General features: G+C 49.3%; 20 protein-coding genes. 15 read left to right on the top strand and 5 right to left on the bottom strand.

Annotated elements, in window-relative coordinates; all coding sequences use genetic code 11:
- Positions 1-65 precede the first annotated feature (65 nt).
- The 5 genes from LQZ19_RS00405 to LQZ19_RS00385 all read left to right on the top strand — a co-directional run bounded on the left by LQZ19_RS00405 (position 66) and on the right by LQZ19_RS00385 (position 5,274).
- The gene (locus LQZ19_RS00405) at positions 66-3,062 is read left to right on the top strand and encodes a DUF4116 domain-containing protein (RefSeq protein ID WP_411045649.1); all 2,997 of its coding nucleotides are present in this window, start codon (positions 66-68) and stop codon (positions 3,060-3,062) included.
- Between the two features lie 83 nt (positions 3,063-3,145).
- Positions 3,146-3,685 (top strand): hypothetical protein, encoded by a 540-nt coding sequence (locus LQZ19_RS00400; protein WP_411045648.1) that lies wholly within the window; start codon positions 3,146-3,148, stop codon positions 3,683-3,685.
- Between the two features lie 59 nt (positions 3,686-3,744).
- Positions 3,745-4,104 (top strand): hypothetical protein, encoded by a 360-nt coding sequence (locus tag LQZ19_RS00395; RefSeq protein ID WP_411045647.1) that lies wholly within the window; start codon positions 3,745-3,747, stop codon positions 4,102-4,104.
- Positions 4,105-4,257: 153 nt separating this feature from the next.
- Entirely contained in the window at positions 4,258-5,034 is a 777-nt protein-coding gene (locus tag LQZ19_RS00390; protein ID WP_411045646.1) for a GIY-YIG domain-containing protein, read from the top strand.
- Between the two features lie 66 nt (positions 5,035-5,100).
- A complete protein-coding gene (locus tag LQZ19_RS00385; RefSeq protein WP_411045645.1) occupies positions 5,101-5,274 on the top strand; it encodes a hypothetical protein in 174 nt (57 codons plus the stop codon).
- 402 nt (positions 5,275-5,676) lie between these two features.
- Here the strand turns inward: LQZ19_RS00385 and LQZ19_RS00380 are convergent, their stop codons facing one another.
- From LQZ19_RS00380 to LQZ19_RS00360, 5 genes are all read right to left on the bottom strand, one after another.
- Positions 5,677-6,846 (bottom strand): RtcB family protein, encoded by a 1,170-nt coding sequence (locus tag LQZ19_RS00380; protein WP_411045644.1) that lies wholly within the window; start codon positions 6,844-6,846, stop codon positions 5,677-5,679.
- On the bottom strand, positions 6,839-7,234 hold the full coding sequence (locus LQZ19_RS00375) for a hypothetical protein (RefSeq protein WP_411045643.1): 396 nt from the start codon (positions 7,232-7,234) through the stop codon (positions 6,839-6,841). The genes LQZ19_RS00380 and LQZ19_RS00375 overlap by 8 nt, the downstream gene beginning before the upstream one ends.
- Before the next feature lie 223 nt (positions 7,235-7,457).
- Positions 7,458-7,700, bottom strand: a complete 243-nt coding sequence (locus tag LQZ19_RS00370; RefSeq protein ID WP_411045642.1) for a hypothetical protein — start codon at positions 7,698-7,700, stop codon at positions 7,458-7,460.
- A 118-nt stretch (positions 7,701-7,818) separates the two neighbouring features.
- A complete protein-coding gene (locus tag LQZ19_RS00365; protein WP_411045641.1) occupies positions 7,819-8,691 on the bottom strand; it encodes a hypothetical protein in 873 nt (290 codons plus the stop codon).
- Between the two features lie 451 nt (positions 8,692-9,142).
- Positions 9,143-9,328: a hypothetical protein gene (locus LQZ19_RS00360; protein WP_411045640.1), complete on the bottom strand. Its 186-nt coding sequence runs from the start codon at positions 9,326-9,328 to the stop codon at positions 9,143-9,145.
- Between the two features lie 142 nt (positions 9,329-9,470).
- Between LQZ19_RS00360 and LQZ19_RS00355 the strand changes: the two genes are divergently transcribed.
- From LQZ19_RS00355 to LQZ19_RS00310, 10 genes are all read left to right on the top strand, one after another.
- Positions 9,471-9,797, top strand: coding sequence for an Asp-tRNA(Asn)/Glu-tRNA(Gln) amidotransferase subunit GatC (locus LQZ19_RS00355; protein ID WP_411045639.1), 327 nt, complete (start codon positions 9,471-9,473; stop codon positions 9,795-9,797).
- A gap of 57 nt (positions 9,798-9,854) precedes the next feature.
- Positions 9,855-11,366, top strand: a complete 1,512-nt coding sequence (locus LQZ19_RS00350; protein WP_411045638.1) for an amidase family protein — start codon at positions 9,855-9,857, stop codon at positions 11,364-11,366.
- Positions 11,367-11,368: 2 nt separating this feature from the next.
- On the top strand, positions 11,369-12,859 hold the full coding sequence (gatB, locus tag LQZ19_RS00345; protein ID WP_411045637.1) for an Asp-tRNA(Asn)/Glu-tRNA(Gln) amidotransferase subunit GatB: 1,491 nt from the start codon (positions 11,369-11,371) through the stop codon (positions 12,857-12,859).
- A 177-nt stretch (positions 12,860-13,036) separates the two neighbouring features.
- Complete coding sequence (gene aspS, locus LQZ19_RS00340; RefSeq protein ID WP_411045636.1) at positions 13,037-14,353, top strand: aspartate--tRNA(Asn) ligase; 1,317 nt, start codon at positions 13,037-13,039, stop codon at positions 14,351-14,353.
- Between the two features lie 119 nt (positions 14,354-14,472).
- Positions 14,473-15,876 carry a PTS mannitol transporter subunit IIBC gene (locus LQZ19_RS00335; RefSeq protein WP_411045635.1) on the top strand — a complete coding sequence of 468 codons (1,404 nt, stop codon included), beginning with the start codon at positions 14,473-14,475 and terminating at the stop codon, positions 15,874-15,876.
- A 13-nt stretch (positions 15,877-15,889) separates the two neighbouring features.
- A complete protein-coding gene (locus tag LQZ19_RS00330) occupies positions 15,890-16,147 on the top strand; it encodes an HPr family phosphocarrier protein (RefSeq protein ID WP_411045634.1) in 258 nt (85 codons plus the stop codon).
- A 1-nt stretch (position 16,148) separates the two neighbouring features.
- A complete protein-coding gene (locus tag LQZ19_RS00325; RefSeq protein ID WP_411045633.1) occupies positions 16,149-18,182 on the top strand; it encodes a BglG family transcription antiterminator in 2,034 nt (677 codons plus the stop codon).
- 9 nt (positions 18,183-18,191) lie between these two features.
- The gene (locus tag LQZ19_RS00320) at positions 18,192-18,623 is read left to right on the top strand and encodes a PTS mannitol transporter subunit IIA (protein WP_411045632.1); all 432 of its coding nucleotides are present in this window, start codon (positions 18,192-18,194) and stop codon (positions 18,621-18,623) included.
- Positions 18,620-19,567: a 1-phosphofructokinase gene (gene pfkB, locus LQZ19_RS00315; protein ID WP_411045631.1), complete on the top strand. Its 948-nt coding sequence runs from the start codon at positions 18,620-18,622 to the stop codon at positions 19,565-19,567. Before LQZ19_RS00320 ends, pfkB begins: the two co-directional genes overlap by 4 nt.
- An 11-nt stretch (positions 19,568-19,578) precedes the next feature.
- On the top strand, positions 19,579-20,874 hold the full coding sequence (locus LQZ19_RS00310; RefSeq protein WP_411045630.1) for a zinc-binding dehydrogenase: 1,296 nt from the start codon (positions 19,579-19,581) through the stop codon (positions 20,872-20,874).
- Positions 20,875-21,149: the final 275 nt, after the last annotated feature.

The raw sequence follows: 21,149 nt of genomic DNA, 5'->3' as shown, positions 1-21,149 counted from the left end.
GAAGCTACATCTTGATATGGGGTTCCGTTTGGCCTGTTCAATAAGAACAATGTAAAGGAGACTATATGAAGGACTATTTTGAATTTGTGGATGGATCGTTTTTGGCGGTGTGTACCAGCGGAAAAACATTCCGTGCTCTGTCCTGGTGTAATGATGAGCCTTTCAATCCACATTTCATGTTTTCCATCATCCCCGGTAGCAGGTACAATATAGAGACCGGCGTCTTTGACAGCGAGGCCGAAGCGGAGGAAGCTGCGTGCAGTTTGGCGGATGGAAAGCGTCTGACGGCGAAACCCCAAACTGAGGCTTTTTGGGTCAGGGCGATTGAGCGTAACCCTTCTCTACTTTTTTTTGTACCCCATGCGCTTAAAACAATGGACTTATGCCTTGTTGCGGTTCAAAACGGCGGATACTCCCTTGAATTTGTGGACGAGGCGCTCAAAACGGCGGAGCTTTGTACCTTGGCGGTAAAGGATAGCTCCTACGCGCTTCAATTTGTACCCGAAAGGTTTATAACCCCGGATCTGTGCCGATTTGCGATCAATGACTTTTTTTGCCCCGGGCTGCAATATGTGCCGGTGGAATTGCGGGCAGAGGAACTCTGCAAATATGCGGTAAAAAAAGATCTGGATTCGTTTCGGTTTGTACCGGAGGCGTACAGAACTCGGGAAATCTGTATTGAGGCGGCCAAGAGCGGCCATATGCTTAAATATTTGCCGGAAGCGTTTAAAACGTTCGAGTTATGTTTTGCCGCCGTATCCTTTAAATTGATACCTGACCCCGATTCAGTTGATAGTAGTGGCGGAATACGGACTGCACTTAACTACGTTCCCGAAAAATTTAAAACACCGGAACTGTGCCTTATGGCGATAAAAAATGAGGGGAGAGCCCTGCAATTTGTGCCGGACTCATTAAAAAATAGGGCATTTTATCTTGAGGCGATTCAGAAAAACGGCGAAGCCCTTTGCTCAATACCAGAGACGGATAAAACCCCTGAACTCTGTCGTCTGGCGGTAGCAATGAACGGGGGAGCGCTGGAATACGTAACTGAGGCGCTTAAAACATCTGAGCTCTGCGTACTGGCGGTACAAAAAGCGTCTTATGCACTGCGCTATGTCCCCGAACAGCTTAAAACAGCGGAAATGTGCCTCATGGCGGTAATGGCAGGTGGTTATAACCTCGAATATGTACCGGAAACGCTTATCACTGAGGAACTATGCATTGCGGCTGTTCAAAATCATGGATTTGCCCTGAAATACGTGCCTGAAGCGTTCAAAACAGAAGCTGTCTGTCTTACGGCGGTAAAAAACTCCTGCGATCTGGATGACATCCCGGACAGGTTAAAAACCTACGAGTTCTGCCTAAAGGTGGTACAAAGAAAAATTTGGAAATCTACCCTACCCAATAATTTTGTAGCCTATGACTTCTACAAAATACCCGATAATTTTAAAACCTATGACTTCTGCATGGAAGCAGTCAGGGCAGGTGGTAATGTGCTTGAATATGTTCCTGAAGAACTTAAAACCTTTGAACTCTGTGTAACCGCGTTACAACGTACCAATACTGTGCTTTCTGATATACCCGATTCGTTTAAAACGTCCGAGTTCTGCTTATCGGCGATAAGGATATCAAGTTTTAATCTGGCTTATGTACCGGAGGCGCTTAAAACAAAAGAACTGTGCGAGCTGGCGATAAATGGGAATGGCTATGCCTTGCAATTTGTTCCACTCCACTTACGTACCCGCGAATTGTGTTATATCGCCGTGGAGAATCAGCCCAGTGCGATTCGGTATGTGCCGGAGCATCTAAAAACGGAAGAACTCTATTTTGTGGCGGCAAATCACAAAGGAGAGGGTTGGCTTTATTGCTTGTCGTACTTGCCGGATAACGTGCAAAGTGAGGGGCTTTTTCTTAAAATCCTGGAGAATTGCCCTAATAACAGTGTCTTGAGGGACATACGCAGTGAATTCAAAACTCCGGATTTTTACCGTAAAGCGGTTCAGATACAAGGTATGGAACTTAAACATGTCTCTGTGGAACTCAAGACCCGGGAACTCTGCGTGGATGCGGTTGTCGCAGACGGAAAAGCTTTGCAGTTTGTTCCCGAAATGTTTAAAACTCAGGAGCTCTGTTACCAAGCCGTTAAAAGTAGTGGATGGGCACTACAATATGTACCGGAACCGCTTAAAACCAAAAAGCTGTGTCTGCTCGCCGTACAAACCGATGGTTCTGCGCTTGAATACATTAATGAGCGTTTTTTTAACGCCGCATTATGCCTTGCCGCCGTCAAGGTAGACGGCAATGCGCTGCAATATGTACCTCAACCCCTGCGGACGGCAGAACTCTGTTTAGCGGCGGTTAAAAATGCAAACAGCGCGCTCGAACATGTGCCCGAACTGCTCAAAACATTCGAGTTATGCGCCCTGGCGGTAAGAAAGTACGGCTACGCATTAAACTTTGTACCGGAGGCGCTTAAAACGCGGGAACTCTACGAAATTGCCGTGAGGAATGACGGAACAGCGCTACAATATATTCCCGATGAATACAAAACATTCGACCTCTGCCTTACGGCGGTAAAACAAAACGGCCTTGCCCTTCCCCATGTGAATTACAAGGCCTTTCCCCATGAGTTTTACAAGGCGCTCTGCTGTGCTTCCCTTAATGTTCCCCCGACTTACAGTGTAATAGTTTGTTGGCTTGGCAGGCATGAAGCAGCGCTTTTCAGGAAAGCTAATAAAATCGAAAATTACCAAGTGCCTATTATATTTTCAAAAAATTATGCTGAATTTAATCGCCATATAACTGCTGATTCGATGTTAGTTATTTCAACAAGAAAAGGTAAATTTAAAAAAACAATCCACCTTGTGCGGCAGTATCCTCAGTATCGATTTTGGGCGTTTGCCAGGTTAGATGATGCGGTTACAACTTGGAGCGAATTTGAATTTCTCCAGGAACCAAATGTGAAAAATCCGGATGGGAGTTCCCAATGCAGAGAAAATGGCTTGCTTATAATTTTTCGTACATGTCTTTATAAGTTTATAAAAAGTAGCGTGAAATGTTAACTAATTTGGGGATGGAGGGTATATTGTTAGTATGAAACGACCATTATACGAAAAGAATGCATATTGTTTAAAAGGATATTGATATGAAAAGAGTATTAATTGAAGCCCAACAATCCCCCGTAACCTATTCGGACATACAGGCAGCTTTTCATACCTGCCATCAATTATTTCGTAAATTGTGTTCTTTGAGTTTACCAGATCTTTCAGGGGCATCTCAGGTGTCTGTATTCACCAAATTATCTGCAGCAGAGCATCAATTGAAATTCCGGCTTCGGGAAGCTGATACAGATTTCCAACAAATATTAGCTGATTTACAAGAAGCATTAGATGATGTTACTGTAAAAATTCAGCAATACCAATCAGGTAAATCTATTATGATTCAAGAAGAAGCCGACCCTACGATCTGCTCTATTATCATTGATATTCAATTCATTATCCAAAGATATGAGTTCTATTTGAGTCTTGAAGATCCGGTTACCCCAACGGAGTGGGTAACGAAATGGTATACTCAGTATATTGAACAGACAAAACGGATGGATGCTATAATTAAGGCCCAAATGAAAACTATTCAATTAAAAGTAATTTATACAGATAATGCCCAAACAATATTAAATACTCCTTAAACTGTCGACGGTATATACATAACTATATAATTCCGAATTATTATAAGGGCGATAGTGATATGAAAAGGGTCTTAGAGGAAAAAAAGTTAGGTCATTTGCAGGAAATGTCCTATCCTTGTAAAAAGAGCGATGGATATGGGCTAATAATTGAAATTCGCTCTACGGATGAACATGGGGAATTAGGTAATAAAGAATTACCCGCTCATGCCCATATTTATGATACTAATAAAAACCCTGTCGGTGAAATTGAAATAACAGTTCAAAAACCGGAGCACTCAAATGACGTTATTCCTTATAGAAGTGAATTACCTGACGGGTATTCAAACCGAATCTACAAGTGGGCAAATGATTCAAATAAACTAGGCCTCAATCACTGGGACTGTTTGATAGAAGCCTGGAACAGAAGAATGCCCGATTAACTAAAATTATACGTAACTATATAATTCCGTTATTGGATTTAAATGAAGCGAAAATCGTACAAGGCGAGAGGAATTATTTAGAGGAATAATGGCTTGACAAAACCAAGAAAATAAGGTATGTATATTTAGTTTAATTCTTGGGAAGGAAATCGCATGAAATTTACAGAAATGGACAGTTTATCGTCTTCTAATGCAAAGAATGCCGATTTAATAAATGATGTAAAAAAACTGTATGGCATTCTTAACCAAATTGTTGAAAATGCTGGCGGTATAAGAATTTTCAAAGATTGTGATGGAAAAATGTACTGGCCGGAAAAAGGCGTTTATTTTATACTTGATTTTGATGAAACTGATAAATATACGGGATTTTGTCCCAGGATTGTGCGTATTGGCACACACCAGATTAGAAAAAATTCAAAAGTAACTTTATGGGAAAGATTAAAACAACATAAAGGTACTGATGAAGGTTATGGAAATCATCGAGCTTCTTCATTTAGAAAAGATGTTGGAATAGCGATCATCGAAGACCAAAAATCAAAATGTGATACATGGAAAGGAAAGAAGAATCCTAAAAATGACGAATTGAAAAACAAGGAAACTGCTATTGAAAAGAAAGTTTCTGACTATGTTGCAAAATTAGGTATTGTTGTTATCAGCATTAATGACGAATCATCTAAAGAAAGCGATCGGGCATTTATAGAAAAAAATACTATCGCGCTTATCGCTGAAGCAAACAGAAAATTTGATACTATTTCCGAAAAATGGCTCGGCAGAGAACACACTTCCGATAAGATTAATAAAACTTTCTTATGGAATAAAGATCATGTTAATTATAAATTTAGTGAACGAGAAAAATATTTTAATACTTTGCGTAAATATGTAGAATCAACGATCGAAGAATGGAAAAAACAGGCTAAGGACTCCCGCTAAAACAGCCTACTATGACATTAGAAGTCACTCTGAATATGGTATACACTGTAAAGACAAAGAGTGCCTATGCCGTCCCACCAATTTGAAAAAAAAGTCCGGATAAACCGTATACTCGTTATTGATGAAATGATCCATTCCGGGCGCTATCCCAACGCTTCGGTTTTAGCAGCCAGGACCGAGGTGAACCGCCGTACCATCCTGCGGGATGTGGAGTATCTGCGGGATATGTACCGAAGTTGAGCTTAAGGAAACCCGGATACTAAAAAAACGGGACCTTGTCCCGGCGGGCACAATTGTTGCGAAAGAACTTTTTTACCATGAAAAGGAAGCGGCCTAAATCAAGCGGATCAGGGAACTTCTGGACCCGCTTCAATTCGGCGCTGTGCGGGAACGGCTCACGGAAAAAGGGATGCGGACCAGTTTTGCCTGCTTGTTTTCAGGTCTCCCGGGTACATTATGGATCTCAGGTCGCCTGCGTATTATGAATTTTCCGAGCATCTTCTGGCCTGTGCATCTCAAGTGATGAAAAACAAATCATGGAGCTCTGTGATGATTTTATCGCGAAGAATGTGAAGAAAGAGTGGAAAAGGGTTTCCTGACATAGGTACTGCGCGGGAAACTCCGTTGCAAGTTGCGCCTCCATTAATCCTCCTCCGCCTTAAAATTGTACACCGGCTTTAGTCGGTGCTCAACATCAACCGTCTCGCCGATATACTCAAGCACATCCCGGGGACGTTTATACGCCATGGGGCTTTCTTCCAGGGTGTCCTTGCCAATCACGCTTGACCATACGCTGCGCATTTCTTTCCGGTACTCATCCAGGGAAAGCCCCTTCCGTGCCTGGGAACGGGATATTTTTCTCCCCGAACCGTGGGGCGCAGAATAATTCCATTCAGGGTTTCCCTTGCCCCTGCCGATAATGGCCCCTTCGGACATGGAGAAGGGGATTACTACCTTCTCGTCCTTTTGCGCGGAAATAGCCCCCTTGCGGATTATGGATGCAGGAAAGTCAATATAGTTATGAACACTGTCGATGTATTCCAGGGACGCAAAACCCTCCTTGAAAAAACCTTCCGCAATCGTTTCCGCTATAAGCGCCCGGTTGAGTTTTGCGTAACCCTGAACAATAACCATATCGGCGTAATAGTCCTCAGCAAAACTGCCCGCAAGGTATTTGATCGGGCTTTCCTCAGAGGTTTCCCGGAGAGCCATGATTTCGTGATACTCCGCCGTCCGGGCGCCGAAAATGCGGGAACCCGAATGGATCAGGAGCCACCGGTTATGGTCCTCGTCAAGGTCGATTTCAATAAAATGATTGCCGCCACCCAGGGTCCCCAGGGAAGCGAATACCCGTTCAGGGGAATGGTTCTGCTTCTCACAGAGCTTCCCAACAGCGTTTGTAATATCAGTGGGATTAGCGGCTATGCCTTCTCTCTCGGCAATAAACGAAACCATATAGTCAAATTTTTCGTGTAATGAGGAATGGACTCCCATGCCGGCGGGAATATTTTTCCTGATAAAGGCGTCCAGTTTATCAAAGCGGATCTTTCCCCGCCCCAGGTTGCAGGCAGTAACGCCGCACCCTATATCAACGCCAATTATCGCGGGCCCAATCACCGCCCCCCGGCTTGCGGTAAAACCGATCACCGTGCCCTTCCCGATATGGACATCGGGCATTATCCTGACCTTGGTATCAGCAAAAACCGGGTGGTCAAGAAATTGCCGTATCTTGTCTTCGCAATTTGCTTCAATAGCTTTGGCATAGACGATAGCCTGGTTATATTTACCCGTAACTGTTATTGGTTTACTCATAATTTCTCCTCCGTAGTAATTGTAAACTGTCCCCGTCATAAACACGGATGGCCTTACCCCATTCCAGTTCGTAGTAGGGTTTAACCGAAACAAACCAATTGTTCCGCTTATGGTGCGGCCGGTACGCGCTGCGCCATACCCACTGAATACTGCCGGTCCAGGACTCGGCGAAACCCGCAGCCCCTTTTCCGGTAACCCTTAGTAACCCTGAACGGATATTTCCCGCAACCCGGGATTCTTCCGTTTCTTCAACCGCAGCGGCAATATCGGTCCCACTGCGGGCAAGCTCATTAATTTCTTTTACCATGGCCTGCATGGTAAAAGCCGCCGCATGCGCGCATTCTTCGGGCCCATTACCCGAAGAAATGGATAACACTATTTCTTCCAAGGATAACTCCTATAAGATTGAGAAAAGATCCCCTGCTTATAAAACTGAGGATATATTTAGACTGTGGGGTAAAAGATTCTCCGTAAAATCCGGATCAGCTATGTCGCTTTGTTCAGGCTTTAGCGGAGGCTTTTACCATGGAATTGAGATTATTGATGGGTTGATATACGTGCATTTTTTGCCTCCCGGAGATTTCAATAGTTTTATTATTCTATGATAATGATTAGAATGTCAACAAGTCCTCGCGCTGCATTTCCTCGAATTCTTCGCCGGTAATGCCTCTGCCTTTCAGGATGCCCCGCAAGGATTTTGCCGGACCTTTGGTCTGTGGTTTCCCGGTTTTAGGCGTTTCCTGGGGAAACTCCAGTATAACTTCCCGCTTACCGCAGGGCATGGTTTCCGGCAAAACAATGTCAAAATGCACTTCCCGGTTCGTCGGAATATCTATGGTTTTTCGTATGGTCATGAGGAACCTCCACGTATAAGTATAGGGAAAACAGAGGGAAGAAGGCAAGAGAAGAGCACAAGGGTACCGTGGAACAGACAGCAAGCATCTACTTATCGGATTTGACTCTAATGCGAAACTAGGTTTCGATATCCGGCGCTCCAAAATTCCCGCTCACGGTTCCTCCGTTCTTCGTAAAAACCGCGCCGTATTGTGATACAAAGACTCCGCTTCCGCCCTTAGCGGGGGCGGTGTTTTCGGTGATGATCCCTCCGTTCATGGTGAAGGCGGCGAAGGCCGTTACGTTTACGCCGCCGCCTGTTGCGGACGCCTTATTGCCCCGTATGGTTCCACCGTCCATGACAAATTTTCCATACCCTTCTATCTGTACTCCGCCTCCTGCCATGGTACTACCGTCGGTTCCGTTCCCGGTGATAAGCCCGGCACCGGATAAGGTAAAGGAGCAATGTTGGTCAACATATACCGCCGAGCCGGACCCGCCGCTGATGGTTCCTCCGGTCATGTTGAAGGAACTGTGAAGGCTCTGTTTGTCTTCAAAGATAAAGACCCCGGACCCATACTCGGCGGTACAATCACTGATGCTTCCCCCGGTCATGGTAAGGGCCGATTGTTCGAGGTACACGCCGCCGCCATAGTTTTCATTGTGGGCTTTTGAATTGCCCCTGGTCAGACTAAGCCCCTCAGCAATAGTAACGGTATTGTTTGTTACATTGAGAACCCGGGCCTGATTTTCCCCGTCCAGAACTCCCCCGGAACTGCCGCCCCGGAGAATCAGGGGCGGGTAGTTTCCGGCGCCGCTGATGCTTACCAAACTGTTATTGGAGAGGGGCGCTTCCGCCGCCGCATTGATAGTTCCGGTAATCACCATAAGCGCCTTCCTGTTTCCCGCAAAGGCGCCCCTCTTATGGGCCGACCGTATCTGGTTTAAACCTTCCTTGACGGTTTGCGCTTTCCCCGCAGGATCACCCTGCGGAACATCCGAATCTGACACAAACCATATAACAGGACTTGTTACAGCAACAGGAGGAAGCACGGGGGTTTCAGGTGTGGGAGGAGGCGTCGGGTTTTCAGGGGGAAGCACGGGATTTTCGGGTGATTCATGGGACCCGGGGGAATTTGCATCCATATGAGAATTACAGGCCGACAAAAGAAGCGTACTGACCGGAAAAACAATACCAAAAAACGGAACAACGAAATTCTTAACAAAACAGAAACATTTCATAACACTTAAAAGATACTGAATTTTTAGAGAGAAGCAAACCTTTTCGGTTACCCTGGTATATCGGGTACTTGACGGCGCGGTCTTTTAGGACGATACTATAAAGTATAGCAAAGGGGAGGAATTGGCTGCCTCCGGGTGATGCACCCTAACGGGTTCCGCCTAACCGTCGGGATGGCCTCCGGCAGCTATTTTTTTGTCCAGAATAGCTGCCCTGGATACATCAGTCTTTCGGTACTATAGCCGCCGCTCCGCTGATTGCAGGGTCTCCGTGTCGCTTGAGGGCGTGGTTTTTAAGCTCGTTGGTAAGTACATGGCTAAACGCGGAGAAATCAAGGTCTATCTCCGCTGCCGCTGCTATAAGCCATGGTTCCGGCTTGCCAATGATGGTTTTATCTAAGTGATCCACTGGTTTGACTATACTCATATTTTCTTTTCTTTTTCTACGATGACACCCGGTACGAATTGAACCGTATAAGCCTCGCTTCGCCTTTTTGTATAAATATACCATATACTTGACATAAAACACCCCGATATGCAAAGATCACCCCATGAAAATCGAAGATTTACAGGTAACTGCCCAGCTTGCCCATCTCAATATGGGTGAAACAGAGCTGGCCGCCGCGTTTCCCGCCTTTGAGCAGATGCTTGGGTTTTTTGCCGCCATGGAAGCGGCGGACAAGGACCCCGCGGCCTTTGCCGATGGCGGTACGGACAAAACGGCGGCGCCCCAGATGACCGGTATGACACGGACCGTCCTGGCGGATCATTTCCGGTCCGATACTCCCCCGAACGGCGAAACCTTAGTTTCCGAACCCCTGATAAATAATGCGGGCGATAAGGACGGCCGGTTTATCGTGATTCCCAACGTTCTGTAGGAATCGCGTTCTCCGCTATCCCGATTATCCGAAATCCATACCCTGACGGAGGAGTACATGGCAACATCATTGCCGGAAGGCTATTTACCATATTTCAAGACCTGGGAAGAAAAAATCGGCGCCTTTATCGAATTTTCGGGTGAAAGCAAAGCCGCCGTACCATCGGCGCCTGCCCCGGAAAACGCCCTGAAGGATCTTCCCTTTGCGGTAAAGGACAATATCGCCGTGAAAGACTTTTCCATAAGCTGCGGCTCCAAACTCCTGGAACACACAAAATCCCCCTATACCGCCACGGCGGTACAGAAACTGGAAGCCCTTGGGGGGGCGGTTATCGGCAAGACTAACATGGACGAATTCGGTATGGGGTCCTCCACGGATAACTCCGCCATCAAGCGGACCAACAACCCCTGGGACCAGAGCCGGGTGGCCGGAGGCTCTTCCGGGGGGTCCGCTGCAGCGGTGTCCGCCGGGCTTGTCCCCTACGCCCTGGGTTCCGACACCGGAGGCTCCATCCGCCAGCCGGCCGCTTTCTGCGGGGTGGTGGGGCTTAAGCCTACCTACGGCGCGGTATCCCGGTTCGGCCTGGTGGCCTACGCCTCAAGCCTGGAATCCATCGGCATCCTGGCGGATACCACGGAACGGTGCCGGGCGGTTTTTGCCGCCATCCGCGGCGGGGACCCTCTGGATCAGACCTCCCAGGACGCCCCCCAAGGCGCCCCCGCCTTATACGGCGATACCCACAGTAAAACTGTTCCGCGCACTATTGGTGTGCTTTCCCCGGAAGCCATCGCCAAAGCCCTCGCTTCCGAGACAGGGGTAAGCGAAGGGGATAAAGAAGCGGCTCTCCGGGCTGCGGCGGAAGCGGCGGTGCTTGAGGACGAGGTTGCCCGGGGTTTCGAGCTTGCCAAAACCAGGCTCAAGGCTTTGGGACATACCCTCCTGGATGTGGAGCTCCCCAGCCTTAAATATGGGGTCCCCGCCTACTACACCATTGCTACCGCCGAAGCCAGCGCCAACCTGGCCCGGTTCGACAGCATACGTTACGGGCAGCGGCCGGACTGGGCGGAAAACCCCGATGACCTGATCGACAAGGCCCGGGACGCGGGCTTTGGGGCGGAGGTTAAGCTCAGGATACTCCTGGGAACCTTCGTACTGCGATCCGGTTTTCAGGACCGGTACTACCTCCGGGCACAGCGTATCCGGGGGGGCATCAGGCGGAACTTCGAGTCCTACCTGGGCGGTTCGGATTACTCGCTCACCAATACTGTGGATGCGGCGCATCATTGTGAGGCCATACTCCTTCCGGTGTTCCCCACCAGGGCCTTTGGCCGGGGGCCGGGCAACCTTACGCCCTTCGCCCAGAAGGCGGCGGATCTTTATACCTGCTGCGCCAACTTAGCGGGGCTTCCCGCCCTGGCCTTCCCGGCAAGCGTTGAGGGCGGTCTTCCCGTGGGGGTCCAGCTTATAGGCCGGGCCTTTGCCGAAGGAACCCTCCTGGATATCGTGGAAAGCTACGAGGCCAGCCACCCCTTCCCCCATCCTGCGGGATACCAAAAATTCTGGAGCTAATTATGAAATATCAATCCTTTATCGGCCTTGAGGTCCATATCCACCTGCTGACTAAAACAAAGGTATTCTGCGGCTGCCGTTCCGCCTTTGGGGATGAACCCAACACGAATGTCTGTCCGGTATGCATGGGCTACCCCGGGGTCCTCCCGGCGCTGAACATTGAAGCAATGCGCATGGGCTGCATGGTTGCCAAATCCCTCAATTGCAGTATCCCCGAAAAAACCTGGTTTGAGCGGAAACAGTATTTCTATCCCGACATGACCAAGAACTACCAGATTTCCCAGTTCGCCTCCCCCCTGGGACAGAAGGGCTGGGTGGATATTGAAGGCAAGGGCCGGGAAGGGGTGATCAAAAAACGGGTGCGGATCACCGAGTGTCACCTGGAAGAAGATGCGGGGAAGATGATCCACACCGGAACTGCGTCTCTCCTGGACTATAACCGCGCCGGGGTATCCCTCCTGGAGATCGTCACCGAGCCGGACATGGAAACCGGAGAGGAGGCGGAACTTTTTATCCAGCAGCTGCGCCGTACCGTCCGCTATCTGGGGGTCTGCGACGGCAACATGGAAGAGGGCAGCCTTAGGGCGGACGCCAACGTTTCTATCAACCTTCCCGGCAAGGGGCTGGGGAAAAAGGTGGAGATTAAAAACCTCAACTCCTCCCGCTTCGTGCGGCTGGGGCTGGAATACGAAATCGTCCGCCAGGGGGAACTGCTGGATGCGGGAAAGGAAGTGACCCAGGAAACCCGGCTCTGGAACGAAAACCGGGACGAGACCGCCATCATGCGGACCAAGGAAAACGCCAAGGACTACCGCTTTTTCCCCGAACCGGATCTCCCGGTCTTTACCCCGGATGCGGCGTTCCTCAAATCCGTGGAGGAGGCTTTAACCGAACTCCCCCTCAAACGGCAGCGCCGCTTTGAAGCGGACTACGGCCTTACGGAAGAACAGGCGGACCTTATCTGCGAAGAAAAGGCCCAGGCCGATTATTTCGAAGCTGCGGTCAAACAAGCCCGCAGCCAGGGGCTGGAAAACACTGATGCTGCGGGGCGGATCGCCAACTGGCTCCTTACGGACATCAAACACATACTCCACCGGGACGGGATATCAGCTTCGGAATTCGGTTCCTTCAAGCTGACGCCCCAGCGCTTAGCATCGCTGCTGGTCCTTATCGCCAAAGGAACCGTTTCAAGCAAAAACGGCAAGCAGACCCTGGAAGCGGTTCTCGCCGAAGACAAGGACCCCGCGGACATCATCAAGGAACGGGGCTGGGAGCAGATCGTTGACCCCGCAAAGATCGCCGGGATTGTGCAGACCGTATTTGCCGCCGAACAGGTCACGGTGGAAGAACTCCGCTCCCTCCTAAGCGGCGGGAACCCCAAGCGGGCCAACACCCTCAGGGCGTACCTGGTAGGCAAGGCGCTTGCCGCCACCGGCGGACGGGCGGACCCGAAAATAGTCGGACCCCAGGTGGAAAAATTACTTCAGCCGTAATTATTACAATATACTATCGGTAAAGATAATAATCTGATATATTTAAACCAGAAATATAGACCGCGAGGGCGCAGAAGGCGAAAAAGGAAAATCTCAAATTCCCCCCCTCCTTCTTCGCCTTCTGTGCCTTTGCGGTTAAAATTCTTTAATTATGCTGTAAATTGCATAGGAGGAATTGTGCGTACACTCGCGAAGGACATATTGGAAGGCAAGCTTACCGGAGAAGCGGAAGTCTCCGGCTGGGTCCACCGTATCCGGGAACTGGGGGGTATCACCTTTGTGATACTCCGGGACCGTTCCGGTGTATTACAGCTTGTATTACAAGATACCGAAAAACCCAGCCTGACCCTGGAATCGGTGATCCGGGCGCGGGGCATCCCTGCGCTGAACGAAAAAGCTCCGGGCGGAACGGAACTGCGGGTGACATCCCTGGAAATCATCAGCCGGGCCGCCCCCGACCTGCCCTACCAGGTGAACGGGGATCTTGCCAAGATCGGGCTGGAATCAATCCTTGATAACCGCACACTATCCCTGCGGAATCCGAAAATCCGCTCCATTTTTAAGGTCCAGGCAACCATCATTGAAGCCTTTGCGGCATACCTGCGTGGCCAGGATTTTACGGAAATAAAAACCAGCAAGCTTGTGGCGGGGGGTACCGAGGGGGGTACCGAACTTTTCGAGGTGGAATATTTTGACCGGAAGGTTTGCCTGGCCCAGTCCCCCCAGTACTATAAGGAGACCATGGTTGCCAGCGGCCTGGAGCGGGTCTTCGAAATTGCCCCGGCATACCGGGCGGAAAAACACGATACCCCCCGGCACCTGAACGAATATGTTTCCCTGGATGTGGAGATGGGGTTCATTGAATCGGAAAAAGATTTGATAGAACTTGAAAAGGGAGTCCTGTCCAATGTTTTTGAGGAAGTGATCCGCAAAAACAGTAATGATGTGGCCGCCTGGAACTCCACGGTTCCCGACCCTGCCCTGGTTTCCAAAGCCCCCACGGTTCCCTACGACGAGGCTATGAAAATCGCCACTTCCGAGGCTGCGAAAAGTAAGGGCGGGGGCGGAAAAATCTTCGACATCAATCCTGAAGCTGAACGGTTCCTCTGTACCTGGGCCGGCCGGGAACACGGTATAGAGCTTATCTTTGTAAACCAGTTCCCCCGCCGGCACCGGCCCTTCTATACCTACCCCCTGGATTTGGGGGACGGTAAGGCAAGCTCCACCATGAGCTTCGACTGTCTGTTCCGCGGCCTGGAGATTACCACCGGCGGGAAACGCCAGCATGACTACAACGCCTTCCTGGAGGTACTCCCCCGTTTTGGTCTAAAACCGGAAGATATGGAGAATTATATAACCCTTTTAAAATACGGCTGTCCTCCCCACGGCGGCTTCGCCATAGGCTGCGAACGGCTCACCCAGAAAATACTAGGACTGGCAAACGTAAAGGAAGCGAGCCTGTTCCCCAGGGACCGGAAGCGGGTTTTGCCGTAGTTCAGGAACTCTGTCCAATTTTGGCGCCCCCTTCCTGTGCCAAATCTAATGGTGTTTTTCTTGCAATCCCGAATTTTCTCTGTTAGGATCAAATCAGACGAAAATATATGGAGGTTGCAATGAAACAGGCTGTTCAAAAAGTTGGGCGCTCACTAAGCGCTATGGTCATGCCGAATCTGGGAGCATTTATCGCATGGGGGCTCATCACCGCCCTCTTCATCCCTACGGGCTGGATTCCCAATGAAAAACTGGGGGCGATGGTAGGGCCGATGCTTTCGTATTTATTACCCCTCCTGATAGGGTATACCGGCGGTAAGCTGACCGGGGGCGGCGTCCGGGGCGGTGTGGTTGGTTCCATTGCAACCATCGGCGTTATCATGGGCGCCGGTATTCCTATGTTTCTGGGCGCTATGATTGCCGGTCCCTTAGGCGGTTATTGTGTTAAAAAATTTGACGAGTTGGTTGACGGCCGCGTTCCCGCAGGGTTTGAAATGCTTGTCAATAATTTTTCTGCGGGAATTATCGGCGCTATTCTTTCGATCATCTGTTATCTCGGTATCGGACCTATTGCGGAAGCAATTACCAATGCCTTGGGCGCCGGTGTCGGCTGGCTGGTGGGTCACAATCTTTTACCCTTTGCCTCAGTCCTTGTTGAACCTGCAAAGATTCTTTTCCTCAATAACGCGATAAACCACGGGGTCTTTACACCCCTGGGCGCCCAGCAGGCGGAAGCCATGGGCAGATCTATTTATTACATGATCGAGTCAAACCCCGGTCCCGGTCTGGGACTTCTCCTGGCCTACAGTCTCGTAGGGAAGGGCAGCGCCAAAAGCAGCGCTCCCGGAGCAGTACTAATTCATTTCTTTGGCGGTATACATGAGATCTATTTCCCCTATGTGCTGATGAATCCCGTACTTATCCTCGCCATGATTGGCGGCGGCTTCTCCGGGGTACTTACCTTAAGTATTTTCAAGGGCGGCCTGATTGCGCCGGCTTCTCCCGGATCAATTTTTGCGGAACTGATGATGACCCCCAAAGGAGCATATATCCCCAATATCCTGGGTATCCTGGTGGGCGGCGCCGTATCTTTTGTACTCTCCATGGCGCTGCTTAAGGTTTTCGGAAAGGATGAAGCGGATCTTGAAGCGACGCAGGCGAAGGTCAAGGCGAACAAGGCTGAATCAAAGGGCGTCGGTGTTGACGAAATAAAAACTTCCTGGGAAAATACGAATACTTCCCCTATAAAGGTCAAAAAAATAGTCTTTGCCTGTGACGCAGGTATGGGTTCAAGCGCCATGGGCGCAACAAAACTGCGCAAGAAAATACTGGCTGCGGGGTTTACCGAAATTACCGTGGTACATTCCCCGGTAAGTGAAGTCCCGGCGGATGCGGATATTATTGTCTGCCATAAGGAATTAGGCGGACGGGCTCATGACGCTAACCCAAGGGCGCGTCTTGTAACGATTACGGATTTCCTCGGCGCTCCTGAGTACGAGGAACTTATTGCCGGTTTGAAAAAATAAGGAAGGGAGTAGTATGCAGCAATTCACCCACACCATAAGCGATCCCAATGGGATTCATGCACGACCCGCGGGTCTTCTAGCCAAGCAGATGTTGGCTTTTAAAAGTAATATCACCATTAAAAAGGATGAACAGAGCGCCAATGCAAAACAGCTTATCGGCATCATGAAAATGCGGCTCAAATGCGGGCAGACCTTTACGCTGACCGCAGAAGGTGAAGATGAGGCTGCGGCAATAGAAGCGGCAAAAACTTTCCTGGCGTCCAATTTATAAAATGGTATTGGCAGGGATTTCGGCGCGGTTTGCACGGCTCTTGGAAATATTGAACGATGCTAAGGAGCCGGTAAAGGTGGACGTCTTGGCGTCAATGCTGGAAACAAGCCGCCGCACGATCTTTCGGGAACTGGAAACCGCGGACCTCGTTCTGACTTCTTTTCAGGCGGAGCTTATTTCCATTCCCGGAAGGGGTATCTCGTTTTCGGGCGGTGAAGAGGCGCGGGAAAGAATACGCGCCGCACTTGCCGATTATGGTCTCCAGCCGGATTCAAAGCGGGAACGTCTCTTGCTGCTGGTGATCGAAATTCTTGCCAACTCGGGAGAAATACAAAAACTTTTTTATTATGCCGAACGGCTCAAGGTCAGCGAATCAACCATCAGTAATGATCTTAATGAGTTAGAACCCTGGTTTAAGCGGCACGGCATACGGCTTACCAGGAAAAGCGGCCTTGGGGTAATGCCCGAAGGGACCGAGGAAGCAATACGGGCCGCCCTGGTGAGCCGTATTGTCACCGACGGCGATACGGGAGCTAAATCCTATACCGCGGCCTTTGCCTTTCCCGGCAATGAAATCGAACAGGGAATAGGGGAGATCCTGAAACGCCGCAGAGATACGCTTGAATGGATGACCGCCGAATCCTATGCCATGATTGCCGTCTATCTGATGGTGATGGTAAAACGTTTTTGCGCAGGAAAATTGCTGAGCTGTGAAAACAAAAGCCAGGGTGATTATCAGATAAAACTTGCATTTACATTGGTAAATGATATTTCCAACTGTTTTTTAATAAACTGCGGTAATGCGGAAATACAGGGACTGGCTTCCCGGATACAGGCCTGCCGGGCCAAACAGGAAAGCCCCGTAGAAACAGGTTCCGTTGAACAGCGGGAACTAATCCGGACACTGACTTTAAAAATGATAGATCGCTTTGATCCGTCCAAAGCTGCGGTTCTCAAAACAAATGAGAAACTGGTACAACTCCTCGGCAGACATTTAGGATCGGCCTTAACGAGATTGAAGGAAGGTTTGGATGATCCCAACCCACTTCAGGAAGAATTGATACACAATTACCCTGAGGCCTTTCAAAAAACCTGTGCCGCCGTTAAAGTCCTGGAAGAATACCTTGGATTTAAAGTTCCGGTGAATGAAGTCACCTATATCGAGATACATTTTCTCTCCGCCCTTTCCTCTCTTGGGGAGAAAAACATCAGGAAACGGATACTCCGGGCAGGGGTTGTATGTGTCGCCGGCATAGGAATGTCCTATATGGTAGCTGCGCAGATACGCAAACGTTTTGTCGGACAACTGGAACTTGATGTCTGCGGCTGGGATGACAAGGAATCCTGGGAAAAGGCCGATTTTATTATTTCAACGATTCCCCTGGAAGGTACCGGAAAGCCGGTGGTTTTAATCCAGCCAATCCTTCAGGAAGAAAACTATCAGCAGATTCAAAATACAATCAATACTAATGCCTTCGTTGAGCGGGGAATGGTTACTCAAAGGGCAAATCAATCCCTTGGCGAACAGCTTGTACTACTTGAAGATATCTTCAGACAGACCCGGGCGCTGCTTGATGGGTTTAGGGTTGAGAAAATAAATGACGACTGCAGTTTTGGGGAGCTTTCTCGTTTTGCCGCCGCCCATTTTGCTCCCGAAGACAGGGAGTCTGTTTATAACGGTTTTATGGAACGGGAAAATATTTCCACCCAGGTAATTCCCGATCTGCAGATTGTATTACTCCATACCCGCAGTGCTGCGGTGACACAGCCGGTGTTTGCGGTGATTGAACCAAATGGGAAAAAATTCAAGTCCGATTATTTTAAAAACGCAAAAAGCTGTGTCGTCATGCTCCTGCCCGAAAAGACATCCGCAGAAATAACTGAATTGATGGGCGGCATATCAAGCGCCCTTATTGATGTCCCGGCTTTTCTCGATGCGATCCGGGAGGGTAATGAAAAGGTAATTAGGGCGTTATTGGAAGCGGAAATTTCCGATACCCTTACCCAATACAGTAAAGAAAAACTGAAGAAATAGGAGTTTACTATGGAAATGCTTAAAAAGGAAAACCTTTTGATGAATCAGCCAAAGGCGGATCGGGAAGACGTTATACGCCGCTGCGGAAGGATGCTGGTAGATTCGGGATATGCCGCTGAACATTATATCGAAGGAATGATCAAACGGGATAATTCTTTTACCACCTGCATCGGCAACCATATTGCCCTGCCCCACGGAGAGGAAGCCTATAAGGTCGATATTATTTCCACCGGTATTGTAGCGCTTGCCTTTCCCGAGGGCATAGACTGGCAGGGAACAGTCGTTTACCTCGTAATCGGTATTGCCGCCAAGGGGGACGAACACCTTGATATCATGGGAAATGTGGTGGATAAGCTTGAAACCGGCGATGACGTCAAAAAGCTTGTCAGGGAAGGTACGGTTGATGATATGTATGTTATGCTCTGCGGAGAACCCTCATGATCATTACGGTAAGCTTAAATCCTGCGCTGGATAAGACCGCCAGGGTAGATGTAATGCGGCCCAACAGCCTGAACCGCCTTGAGGATGTACGTCTTGACGCCGGGGGCAAGGGAGTAAATGTGTCCGCCATGATTCAGACCCTGGGGGGTAACAGCATGGCTGCCGGTTTTGCAGGCGGCGGCGCCGGGGATGAACTCCTGGCGCGGATTGCAGGACAGGGACTGGCCCATGACTTTGTGCGGATCGCATCGGTGACCCGTACCAATCTTAAGCTTGTTGATAAAGGGGGCTCCTTAACCGAATTAAACGAACCGGGACCGGAAATAACGGCAGAAGAATATGAGGCCCTGGAAAAAAAATTACTGGGTTTTGGAACCAAGGGAAATTTTTTTGTTCTTTCCGGAAGTCTCCCCAGGGGTTTACAAAAAGACACCTATAAGAAACTTTGCGCCCTGCTGCGGAAAAACGGAGCGGCGGTATTCTTGGATGCCGATGGCGAAGCGTTGGAAAAAGCCCTTACATCGATCGGGACGGAAGTTCCGGATTTTATTAAACCAAACCGCTTTGAACTCCTAAAGTTATTCAACATGGAGGACAGGGAGACTTCCGAAACGGTTTTAATTCAGCTCTGCAAACAGTTACTTGAACGGGGGGTCAGTCTGGTATGCCTGTCCATGGGGCCGGAGGGAGCGCTTTTTGTAAATCCCCAGGGTACCTGGCGAAGCCCTGCGCTTCCGGTGAAGGTACAATCAAGCGTCGGCGCCGGGGACAGCATGGTAGGCGCCCTGGTATATGGTTTTGAGAAAGGCCTCGGCGCCGAAGCGTGTTTCGCCCTGGCCATGGCCGCCTCCGCGGGCGCCTGTACGACCGAAGGCACCAGGCCGCCTTCACCGGATCTGGTAAATGAACTTTTAAAGCAAGTCAAACTGCAAAAAATTAATTAAGGGAGTATATCATGGGACAGAAAATAAAAGCGGTCAGACTCTACGGAGCGGACGATCTTCGTTTGGAAGAATTTGAACTTTCTGAAATAAAGGATGATGAGATTCTCGTTAAAATAATCAGCGACAGCATCTGTATGTCCACGTACAAGCTTACGAAACAGGGGAAAAAACACAAACGCTGTCCGCAGAATGTGGATACCAATCCTATTATCATCGGCCATGAATTTGCCGGGGATATCGTAAAGGTCGGTTCAAAATGGAGCGGGGAATTCAAGGTGGGTGAAAAATTTGCCCAACAGCCCGCTCTTAATTACAAGGGAAGCTTAGCCTCCCCGGGCTATTCTTATGAATTTTTTGGCGGGGATGCTACATATTGTATTCTTCCCCATGAGGTAATGGAATTAGGCTGCCTCCTTCATTATAGCGGGGACGCCTACTTCTATGCATCCCTGGCCGAACCGGTAAGCTGTATCATAGGCGGCTACCATATTATGTACCACACCAACAAGCAGAATTACGGTCATGCCATGGATATCAAAGAAGGGGGTAATGTGCTTATCCTCGGCGGGGCCGGTCCCATGGGGCTTGGGGCGGTTGAGTATCCCCTGTACGGCGGTAATAAGCCAGGCAGAATAATTGTTACCGATGTTGATGACGGCCGCCTTGAACGGGCAAAAAAACTTATCTCACCTGAACTGGCAAAAAAACAGGGTGTTGAACTGTACTATGTAAATCCCCGTAATTTTGACGATCAGTATAAAACTCTTATGGATATCACCGGCGGTAAGGGCTACGACGATGTATTTGTCTATGTCCCTATCCGGGAACTTGCGGAATTAGGAGACAGGCTTATGGCTTTTGACGGCTGCCTTAATTTTTTTGCCGGCCCTTCGGATAAAAACTTTTCCGCCATGATGAACCTCTATAACTGCCATTATACCAGCACACACATCCTGGGAAGCACCGGCGGCAACACCGAAGATCTTAAGGAAGCGCTGAGGCTGTCCTCGGAAAAGAAAATACGCCCGGCGGTCATGGTAACCCATATATGCGGTCTTGACGCCGTTGCATCTTCGGTGATGAATCTGCCGGATTTACGGGCGGGAAAAATCGTTACCTACACCCATATCAATATGCCCTTAACCGCCCTTGCGGATTTTGAAAAACTCGGTGAAAAGGAACCGCTCTTTGCTGAACTGCATAAAAGCTGCGCCGCCAACCAGGGACTATGGAATGCGGAAGCGGAAACAATTCTTTTAAACCATTTTGGGGTAAGCGCAGGATCACACTGCCGGGCAGGGGAGTAAGCAGGGTTATGCCGTAAAACGGGTACCTTCCCGGCCTATTGACATAGCCCCCCTAAATCGGCAATCCTGGAGAAGCTTAGGCCCTAAAGGACCTAAGCAGGCTTTCCTGGATGGCCTAAGCTATAAAGACCGACAATGCAAAAGGAGAATCCTATGAAAACTCCCGTTAAAAAACCAGTCCCTGATAACCCAATGACCGTCGCAATTTCGTTTACCCCCCCCCCCCCCCCCCCCCCCCCTTCGACTTTTTCGACTTTTCTTGCCCATTTTATCCC

Origin of the sequence: Treponema primitia, assembly GCF_046533075.1 — a bacterium.
GTDB lineage: Bacteria > Spirochaetota > Spirochaetia > Treponematales > Breznakiellaceae > Termitinema > Termitinema primitia_B.
Note: the sequence above shows the minus strand (reverse complement) of the source record. Positions and strands in the feature narration are given on the sequence as shown.